Raw genomic sequence first — 8,540 nt, 5'->3', positions numbered from 1 at the left:
GTCCGGGCGCGCTTCCCTCGGCTGGCACGCCCCGGACCCGGCCGCCCTTTTCATTCATCCGGGCCGAAGCGCGCCGCCCCACCCCGACGGCCGGTGCCTTCACCGAGCTGGCCGCCCTCACCAACCCCGTCTGGCTGGCCTGAGCGGCCACTGTCCAGGACACTGCCGGAAAAGTCCCCGCAGGAGCCCGGATCGCCCCAGCTTGCCGGTAAAGCACAGTGCGGGGCGAGCTGGGCCTTCTTGCCTTTTCCAGCAGGCTCCTAGGCGGGCAGGGGGCCGCCGGAGGCGAGGCCGGGCGGTGCGGCGGCCAGGGCGGCGCGGATGGCGTCGATGAGGGCCAGGGCGGACTCCTCGGTCAGCTCGACGGCGACACGGGCGGAGGCGCCCAGGGCCGGGTCGGTGAAGTCGATGTTGACGGTGTGCTCGTACTGGGCGTGGAAGGGATGGTCGACGTAGACGGCCGCCTGAGTGCAGCGGAACCAGCCGGCGGGGCCCTTCGCGCTGCCCGCGACCGGGGTCAGTTCGGTGACATAGGTGCACATCGCGGCCGCCTAGAGGTGGGCGCCGAAGAAGGCGCGGATGCGGTCCCAGCCGTCGAGGGCGGCCGCGGGGTTGTAGGCGGGCCGGTTGACGGCGAAGAAGGCGTGGCCGGCGCCCGGGTAGGAGTGGAACTCGTGGTCCTTGCCCGCGGCCTTCAGCGCCTGGTCCAGCTCGTCGACGTCCGCGGGGCTCGGGTAGCGGTCCTCGGCGCCGAACAGGCCGAGCAGCGGGCAGCGCAGCTCCGGCGCCAGATGGACGAGCGTGCTCATGGCGACGCCCAGATCGTCGGGGATCTTCCCGGTGACGAACGCGCCGTAGCAGTCGACGGCCGCCTGGACGTCCAGCGACGCCGCGACCAGGAATGCCTGCCGCCCGCCCGAGCAGAAGCCGATGACCCCGATCCTGCCGTTGGCGGCGGGCAGCCCGCGCAGCTCCGCGACAGCCCCTGCGACGTCGCCCAGCAGCCGCTCGTCGGGGACTCCCCCGGCGGCGCGGGAGGCGGCAGCGGCGTCGTCGGGGGCCGCGCCGGGGGCGTCATGCCAGTGCAGGTGCGGGACGATCGCGTTGTAGCCCTCCTCGGCGAACCGCCGTGTGATCTCCTTGGTCTCCCGGTCGAGGCCGGGCATGTGGTGGAGCACCACGACGCCGCCGCGCGGTGCGGGCGTGAGCGGTCTGGCCAGGTAGGCCGGGATCTCCGCGCCGCCGTGACCGGTGATCGGGACGGTGCCCGAGGTGAAGGAGTCAGTGGATTCGATCTTCGCCATCCCCTCTGACTATCAGCCGTGGCCCGCGCCGTCCAGAACGCCCGGCGCGTGCGGGATGATGGGGGCCGATTTCGGAATCGAGTGGGGAGACATCGGATGCGCACCTTCGCCGATCTGGACGCTTTCGCGGCCGCCGTGGGAGAGGAACTGGGCCACAGCGACTGGCAGGAGATCACCCAGGAGCAGGTGAACCAGTTCGCCGACGCGACCGGCGACCACCAGTGGATCCATGTCGACCCCGAGCGCGCGGCGGCCGAGAGCCCGTTCGGCGGCACCATCGCCCACGGCTATCTGACGCTCAGCCTGGTCACCTCCCATGTCGTCCAGATCTTCATGATCGAGAAGCTGACGATGGTGGTGAACTTCGGCCTCAACAAGGTCCGTTTCCACACGCCGGTCACGGTCGGTTCGAAGGTCCGCGCCAAGGCCGTCCTGACGGACCTCAAGAACTCCCCGGCCGGCAAGCTCGGCACCATGAAGGTCACCATCGAGATCGAGGGCCAGCGCCGCCCCGCCTGCGTCGCCGAAGTCCTCGCCCTCTACCGCGACAACTAACTCGCTCACCCGAGGAAGTCGAATTCGGTGCCCACCCCGCCGCGCACGGCCGCGGCGTGGGCGACCGACGCCAGCGCCAGGTCCTGCCACGGCAGCCCGACGGCCGCGTAGACCGACGGCCGATCCCGCGACGCGGGACGGTCGAGAACATCCCGGAGCTCCACCGCCGTCACGTCCGGAAGCCCGTGCAGCACCCCCGTCGCCCTGGCCAGCGCCAGATCGTCGACCACCAGCGAGGCCCCGGCCAGCAGATCACCCGCCAACTCCGCTTTACCCGGTTCGTCAACCCCCAAGGTCGTGAAGTGCTGCCCAGGACGAGCGTCGGCCAGCGCCAGCAGCGGCCGCCTCGACCAGGTCGCGATCAGCACGATGTCCGCCACACCCGCCACCCGCCCCGGCGCCTCCACGACCACTCCCCCATGCCGCCCAGCAAACCCCTCAGCACGCACCCCATCCGTGTCATGAACGGTGAGCGCCGCCCACGACCGCAGCTCGGCCAGCCCACGCAGCATCAGCTCCGCCTGCGCCCCCGCCCCGATCACCCCGATCCGCTCGCCCTCGGGGGCGAGGCGGTGGGTGGCCAGGGCGGCGGACAGGCCGGTCCGCCAGGCGGTGAGGGTCGCGGAGTCCTGGACAGAAAGCAGAGTGCCGTCGTGGCCGTCGAACAGGCAGACCAGGCCGCGCAGGGCGGGGGTCGCGCCGGGGAACTTGGCGTTGACCTTGACCGTGTAGGAGTTCGTGCCGGGGAGCAGGCCCGGCATCAGGACGGCGGCGGTGCCGGGAAACGGGAGGTCCGCGCGGTGGCGGGCGCCCTCGCGGCCGGCGTGGCGGAAACCGTCCTCCAGGGCGGCCAGGCAGGCGGCCGGATCCAGCAGGGCGTTCAGGTCAGTGTGGTTCAGCAGGAGCGTCATTGTGATCATTCTGCTCGGCTGGGGTGTCCGTCCGGGGGGTGGGGGGACGGGGGGCGTGCTTCTTTTTGTTCTTGTCGAGTTCGTTGAGGGCCACTGCGATGGCGACCAGGAGGGGGCCCCAGAACTTGGCGGTGTGCAGGACGGCCTGGAGCCAGCCGGGCAGTGTCCAGTCCGGCCAGGGGATCTGCCAGTCGGGCAGAGGGAGGTCAGGCAGGTCGAGATCAGGTAGCCGGGGCAGCCTGAAGTCTGGGAGGGGTAGATCGGGGATCAGCCGGGCCAGCACCAGCTTGACGAACGCGCTGACGCCCAGGAGCGCCGCCAGGATCTGGGCGGCCGCGACGGCGACATGGCGCGTGGCGTAGAGCGCCGGGTGGTCGCGCTCCCAGCGCTCCCGCTCGGCCAGGACGCTGCCCGGAGGGGCCGCGAACCGGAACTGCTCGTCGCCCCGCTCGGCGCTGATCTGCTTGATCCGATGGCGCAGAGTCCAGCGGACCTTGATCTTGATGCCGTCGTGTTCCAGCCGGGCGGGGGCCAGCTCGCCCTTGGCGTCGGCAGCCCGCTCGCCGTCGACCGTGAGCACGGCACGGTCGCCGATGGCGCCGAGCGGCTCAGAGGTCAGCACATAGCGGCGGCCGTCGGTCTCGAGGACGTACTCCTCCAGGACATCCGGTGCGCTGGTCATGCCTCCACGCTAGGCGCGGTGCCGGGCGGCTGCTTCCGACGCCGCGACGAGCCGGTCTCCACCCCAGGGCGGAGCCCGGCTCGTCCCGGAGATCAGTCCACGGGCCGCCGGGGCTCAGTGCGGGCTGTCGGACACGCAGAACTGGTTGCCGTCGGGGTCGGTGAGGACGGTCCAGGCCAGGCCCGGCACCTCATGGGTCTGGACGACCTTCGCGCCGAGCCCTTCGAGCCGTTCGATCTCGGCCACGCGGTCGTCGGCCACGAAGTCGACGTGCCAGCGGTTCTTGCCGGCCGTCGGCTCCTCGACGTGCTGGAAGCCCAGCGCGACCGGCCCGCCGGTCACGGACAGATAGGACCCGTAGTCGGAGGTGATCTCCCCGCCCGTCGCCACGGCCCACCAGCGGGCCAGCGCGCGCGGATCGGTGGAATCCATCGTCACTGCTATCTGTGTGATCGCCATGACGGGAACGCTACCCACCACCACTGACAGAACACGGAACGCCCGGACCCCGCAGGGGGATCCGGGCGTCCGGGAAGAGCGTGCTAGTTGCGCGCGGCGGCGGCCATGGCGGCCTGCACCAGGCGGCGCTTCTCGCGCAGCTTGCCGAGGGCCTCGTCCAGGATGGCCTGGCCGTCGGCGTCGGAGCGGCGCTCCTTCACATAGGCGAGGTGGGTCTTGTACGGCTCGTTCTTCGGAGCCGCCGGCGGGTTGAGCGAGTCGGTGCCGGCGGGGAGGCCGCAGCGGGGGCAGTCCCAGGTGTCGGGCACCTGGCAGTCGCTGGCGAAGCTGGGGCGGGTCTCGTGCTTGTTGGCGCAGTAGAAGCTGACGATGACGCGGGGGGCGGCTTCGCCGCGCTCCGCCTCGCCCATCGGGCCGGCGCCGACCCTGCTGCCGCGAATGGCACTGCCACTAGCCACGGACTACTCCTTGAAGATTCATCCGCCCCAGGAGCAACATCTCCGGGAGCGTAAGTGGAACGAGAGGGGATGCGAAGATCAGGCGCCCTTGGACTTGAACAGGATGCCCAGCACGACGATGGCCACGAACCAGATGGTGCCGGTGCCGATCGTCAGGCGGTCCAGGTTGCGCTCGACCACCGAGGAACCGCCCAGGGAGGAGGAGATGCCACCGCCGAACATGTCCGACAGGCCTCCGCCCTTGCCCTTGTGCAGCAGCACGAGCAGGACCATGAGCAGGCTCGTGATGATCAGCACGATGGAGGATGCAAGAATCACAGCAGTTCTGCGCCTTCTGGGAGCCGTCCCCGCCGGGGCCCCGGCGGGGTTATGAATGACGGTCTTGAATCATAGGACGGCGAGCGAGTGAAAAGGTTTACCCACTACCGCCAAGGGTACGACGATCCAGCCCATGGTTCAGCAGAACCCCCATGACAACGGGCAAGGTTTGGATCAACTCGCCACTTAAAGATCCCGGAATCGGCAGATCTTGACGAATTCCGCGGCGTCGAGCGCGGCGCCGCCGATCAAACCACCATCGACATCAGGCTGGGCCATGATCCCGGCGATGTTACCCGATTTGACCGATCCGCCGTACAGCACGCGGACCGTCTCGGCGACGTCCGTGTCGTACAGCTTGGCGAGCCGCTCACGGATCGCCCCGCAGACCTCCTGCGCGTCGTCGGGGGTCGCGACCTCGCCGGTGCCGATCGCCCAGACGGGCTCGTAGGCGATGACGACCTTGAGCGCCTGCTCCGCGGTGAGTCCCGCGAGGCAGCCGTCGACCTGGCCGAGGGTGTAGGCGACCTGGTCACCGGCCTTGCGGACGTCCAGGCCCTCCCCCACGCAGATGATCGGGCTGATCCCGTTGGCCAGGGCGGCCTTGGCCTTGGCGTTGACGACCGCGTCGGTCTCGTCGTGGTACTGGCGGCGCTCGGAGTGCCCGACCGTGGCGAACGTGCAGCCGAGCTTGGCCAGCATCGCCCCGGAGACCTCACCGGTGTAGGCGCCCTGAGCGTGCTCGGAGATGTCCTGCGAACCGTAGACGATCTTGATCTTGTCGGCGTCGACGAGGGTCTGCACCGAGCGGATGTCGGTGAACGGCGGCAGTACCGCGATCTCGACGGCCTCGTAGTCCTGGCTCTTCAGCGCGAAACCCAGCTTCTGGACGAGAGCGATCGCCTCGAAGTGGTTGTTGTGCATCTTCCAGTTGCCGGCCATGAGGGGCTTGCGTGCCATGGGGTCAGTCCTCCAGCGCGTCGAGTCCGGGGAGGGCCTTGCCCTCGAGGTATTCCAGGCTGGCACCGCCACCGGTGCTGATGTGGGAGAACGCGCCCTCGTCGAAGCCGAGGGTACGGACCGCGGCCGCCGAGTCGCCGCCGCCGACGACCGTGAAGGCGCCGGAGTCGATCAGGCCCTGCGCGACGGCGCGGGTGCCGCCCGCGTAGGGCTCCAGCTCGAACACGCCCATCGGGCCGTTCCAGAAGATGGTCTTGGCGTCGGCCAGCTTGGCCGCGAACAGCGCGCCGGAGGCCGGGCCGATGTCCAGGCCGAGGCGGTCTGCGGGGATGGAGTCCGCGGACACGACCTCGTGGTCGGCGTCGGCGGAGAAGGCCGTCGCGGCGACGATGTCGGTCGGCAGGACGAACTCCACGCCACGCTTCTGCGCCCGCTCCAGGTAGTCGAGGACGACCGGGATCTGGTCCTCCTCCAGCAGCGACTTGCCGACCTCGTGGCCCTGGGCCTTGAGGAAGGTGAAGACCATGCCGCCGCCGATGAGGATCCGGTCGGCGGTCTCCAGCAGGTTGTCGATCACGCCGAGCTTGTCGGAGACCTTGGAGCCGCCGAGCACGACCGCGTAGGGGCGCTCCACGTCGGTGGTCAGCTTCTTCAGGACGTCGACCTCGGTGGCGATGAGGCCGCCGGCGGCGTGCGGCAGGCGCCGCGGCACGTCGTAGACCGAGGCGTGCTTGCGGTGGACGGCGCCGAAGCCGTCGCCGACGTACAGGTCGGCGAGCGCGTCGAGCCGGTCGGCGAAGGCGGCGCGGTCGGCGGCGTCCTTGCTGGTCTCGGCGGCCTCGAAGCGGAGGTTCTCCAGCAGCAGGACCTGGCCGGGCCGCAGGGCGGCGGCCTGCGAGGCGGCGTCGGCGCCGACGACGTCACCGGCCAGCAGGACGTCCCGGCCGAGCAGTTCGCCCAGCCGGGCGGCGACGGGACGCAGCGAAAGCTCGGGCACGACCTGGCCCTTGGGCCGGCCGAGGTGGGAGCCGACGATGACCGCGGCACCCCCGTCCAGCAGCGCGCGGAGCGTCGGCAGCGCGGCCCGGATCCGGCCGTCGTCGGTGATCACGCCGTCCTTGAGCGGGACGTTCAGGTCCGCGCGGACCAGCACCTTCTTGCCACTGACGTCGAGATCATCGACGGTCTTCATGCGTGGAGTCCTAACCGCTGGAGAGGGAGGGGAGGTTCGAACAGAAGACCCCTCCACTCATGACGAGTGAAGGGGTCGATAGGTGCCTTACAGGGAGGCGCCGACGAGCTTGACGAGGTCCACGAGGCGGTTGGAGTAGCCCCACTCGTTGTCGTACCAGCCGACGACCTTGACCTGGTCGCCGATGACCTTGGTCAGACCGGAGTCGAAGATGCAGGACGACGGGTCGGTGACGATGTCCGAGGAGACGATCGGGTCCTCGGTGTAGGTCAGGTAGCCCTTGAGCGGGCCCTCGGCGGCGGCCTTGAACGCGGCGTTGACCTCTTCGACGGTGGTCTCGCGGGCGAGCGTCACGGTCAGGTCGGTGGCCGAGCCGGTGGGGATCGGGACGCGCAGGGCGTAGCCGTCGAGCTTGCCGTTGACCTCGGGGACGACCAGGCCGATGGCCTTGGCGGCGCCGGTGCCGGTCGGCACGATGTTCAGGGCGGCGGCGCGGGCGCGGCGGAGGTCGCTGTGCGGCGCGTCCTGCAGGTTCTGGTCCTGGGTGTAGGCGTGGATCGTGGTCATGAGGCCACGCTCGATGCCGAAGGTGTCGTTCAGGACCTTGGCCAGCGGGGCCAGGCAGTTGGTGGTGCAGGAGGCGTTGGAGATCACCGTGTGGGCGGCCGGGTCGTACTTGTCGTCATTGGCGCCCATGACGATGGTGATGTCCTCGTTCTTCGCCGGAGCGGAGATGATGACCTTCTTGGCGCCGTTGTCGGCGTGCACCTTCGCCTTGGTGGCGTCGGTGAAGAAACCGGTCGACTCCACCACGATGTCGATGTTGTGGTCGCCCCAGGGCAGGTTGGCCGGGTCGCGGTCGGCGTAGACCTTGATGGCCTTGCCGCCGACGATGATCTCTCCGGCGCCGGCCTTCACTTCCTCGGGGAAGCGGCCCAGGATGCTGTCGTACTTCAGAAGGTGCGCGAGGGTCGCGGTGTCGGTCAGGTCGTTGACCGCCACGATCTCGATGTCAGCACCGCTGGCCTTCACGGCACGGTAGAAGTTGCGGCCGATCCGGCCGAAGCCGTTGATGCCTACTCGGATGGTCACGACACTCCTCGTAACTTCGCGTCTCAGTCGGGGGTTCGCCCGCCTCTGAAGGACCTTACCGAATCCAGTCAGAGATCAACTCCACTGGTATGGGGTGAGACAGGGGTGAGCGCACTACCCCGGACCAGGGGTTTTCTCTCACCACTCTAGTGGTCTAGACAGAATTGGTATAGAGGATTGGTCTAGACCAACGATGTGACCTGGCCCCCTGGCGTGCGACGGCCCCGCAAGATCCAAAGGACTCTGCGGGGCCCGCGCCGGTTTAGGAACGAAGTTCCTCGGCGTTTTCAGGGAACAAGCATGTCCGGAGTGAGATTCGCCTCTGTTCCCGGAAGGCCGAGATCGGACGCGCGCTTGTCGGCCATCGCCAAAAGACGCCTTATGCGTCCGGCGATCGCGTCCTTCGTGAGCGGAGGGGCCGCGAGCTGGCCCAGTTCCTCCAGGGACGCCTGCTTGTGCTCCAGCCGGAGCCGTCCCGCGGCGATCAGATGCTCGGGCGCCTCTTCGCCGAGGATCTCCATCGCCCTGGCCACGCGCGCGCCCGCGGCGACGGCCGCGCGGGCGCTGCGCCGCAGGTTGGCGTCGTCGAAGTTGGCGAGCCGGTTGGCG

At 69.5% G+C, this 8,540-nt stretch carries 12 protein-coding genes; 1 reads left to right on the top strand and 11 read right to left on the bottom strand.

From position 1 onward, the window contains the following. Positions 1–260: 260 nt before the first annotated feature. Positions 261–542 (bottom strand): DUF6295 family protein, encoded by a 282-nt coding sequence (locus ACYVE7_RS23995; RefSeq protein ID WP_460367412.1) that lies wholly within the window; start codon positions 540–542, stop codon positions 261–263. Positions 543–551: 9 nt separating this feature from the next. Then, positions 552–1,304 (bottom strand): dienelactone hydrolase family protein, encoded by a 753-nt coding sequence (locus ACYVE7_RS23990; RefSeq protein WP_460367411.1) that lies wholly within the window; start codon positions 1,302–1,304, stop codon positions 552–554. 96 nt (positions 1,305–1,400) lie between these two features. Between ACYVE7_RS23990 and ACYVE7_RS23985 the strand changes: the two genes are divergently transcribed. Further along, positions 1,401–1,859, top strand: coding sequence for a MaoC family dehydratase (locus ACYVE7_RS23985; protein WP_460367409.1), 459 nt, complete (start codon positions 1,401–1,403; stop codon positions 1,857–1,859). 5 nt (positions 1,860–1,864) lie between these two features. On the opposite strand, the gene ACYVE7_RS23980 is transcribed toward ACYVE7_RS23985, so the two are convergent. The 9 genes from ACYVE7_RS23980 to whiA all read right to left on the bottom strand — a co-directional run. Continuing rightward, complete coding sequence (locus tag ACYVE7_RS23980) at positions 1,865–2,770, bottom strand: ornithine cyclodeaminase family protein (RefSeq protein WP_460367406.1); 906 nt, start codon at positions 2,768–2,770, stop codon at positions 1,865–1,867. Beyond that, entirely contained in the window at positions 2,745–3,452 is a 708-nt protein-coding gene (locus tag ACYVE7_RS23975; protein WP_460367405.1) for a hypothetical protein, read from the bottom strand. The genes ACYVE7_RS23980 and ACYVE7_RS23975 overlap by 26 nt, the downstream gene beginning before the upstream one ends. 114 nt (positions 3,453–3,566) lie before the next feature. Continuing rightward, the gene (locus ACYVE7_RS23970; protein WP_460367403.1) at positions 3,567–3,911 is read right to left on the bottom strand and encodes a VOC family protein; all 345 of its coding nucleotides are present in this window, start codon (positions 3,909–3,911) and stop codon (positions 3,567–3,569) included. A gap of 83 nt (positions 3,912–3,994) precedes the next feature. Continuing rightward, on the bottom strand, positions 3,995–4,369 hold the full coding sequence (locus ACYVE7_RS23965) for an RNA polymerase-binding protein RbpA (RefSeq protein WP_460367401.1): 375 nt from the start codon (positions 4,367–4,369) through the stop codon (positions 3,995–3,997). A gap of 78 nt (positions 4,370–4,447) precedes the next feature. After that, entirely contained in the window at positions 4,448–4,687 is a 240-nt protein-coding gene (gene secG, locus ACYVE7_RS23960) for a preprotein translocase subunit SecG (protein ID WP_460367399.1), read from the bottom strand. 186 nt (positions 4,688–4,873) lie between these two features. Then, complete coding sequence (gene tpiA, locus ACYVE7_RS23955) at positions 4,874–5,647, bottom strand: triose-phosphate isomerase (RefSeq protein WP_460367397.1); 774 nt, start codon at positions 5,645–5,647, stop codon at positions 4,874–4,876. 4 nt (positions 5,648–5,651) lie between these two features. Beyond that, complete coding sequence (locus tag ACYVE7_RS23950; RefSeq protein ID WP_460367395.1) at positions 5,652–6,839, bottom strand: phosphoglycerate kinase; 1,188 nt, start codon at positions 6,837–6,839, stop codon at positions 5,652–5,654. 87 nt (positions 6,840–6,926) lie between these two features. Continuing rightward, on the bottom strand, positions 6,927–7,931 hold the full coding sequence (gap, locus tag ACYVE7_RS23945) for a type I glyceraldehyde-3-phosphate dehydrogenase (protein ID WP_460367392.1): 1,005 nt from the start codon (positions 7,929–7,931) through the stop codon (positions 6,927–6,929). Between the two features lie 287 nt (positions 7,932–8,218). Then, positions 8,219–8,540 (bottom strand): DNA-binding protein WhiA (whiA, locus tag ACYVE7_RS23940; RefSeq protein WP_460367390.1); only part of this gene is annotated, 322 nt, incomplete at its 5' end.

The sequence above is a fragment of the Actinocorallia lasiicapitis genome, assembly GCF_054778695.1.
Note: the sequence above shows the minus strand (reverse complement) of the source record. Positions and strands in the feature narration are given on the sequence as shown.

Bases quoted from the DNA above. Each gene is read 5' to 3' on its own strand.
- ACYVE7_RS23985 (WP_460367409.1), top strand. From the start codon at position 1,401: ATGCGCACCTTCGCCGATCTGGACGCTTTCGCGGCCGCCGTGGGAGAG.
- ACYVE7_RS23980 (WP_460367406.1), bottom strand. From the start codon at position 2,770: ATGACGCTCCTGCTGAACCACACTGACCTGAACGCCCTGCTGGATCCG.
- ACYVE7_RS23950 (WP_460367395.1), bottom strand. From the start codon at position 6,839: ATGAAGACCGTCGATGATCTCGACGTCAGTGGCAAGAAGGTGCTGGTC.
- ACYVE7_RS23970 (WP_460367403.1), bottom strand. From the start codon at position 3,911: ATGGCGATCACACAGATAGCAGTGACGATGGATTCCACCGATCCGCGC.
- ACYVE7_RS23990 (WP_460367411.1), bottom strand. From the start codon at position 1,304: ATGGCGAAGATCGAATCCACTGACTCCTTCACCTCGGGCACCGTCCCG.
- ACYVE7_RS23975 (WP_460367405.1), bottom strand. From the start codon at position 3,452: ATGACCAGCGCACCGGATGTCCTGGAGGAGTACGTCCTCGAGACCGAC.
- ACYVE7_RS23995 (WP_460367412.1), bottom strand. From the start codon at position 542: ATGTGCACCTATGTCACCGAACTGACCCCGGTCGCGGGCAGCGCGAAG.
- tpiA (WP_460367397.1), bottom strand. From the start codon at position 5,647: ATGGCACGCAAGCCCCTCATGGCCGGCAACTGGAAGATGCACAACAAC.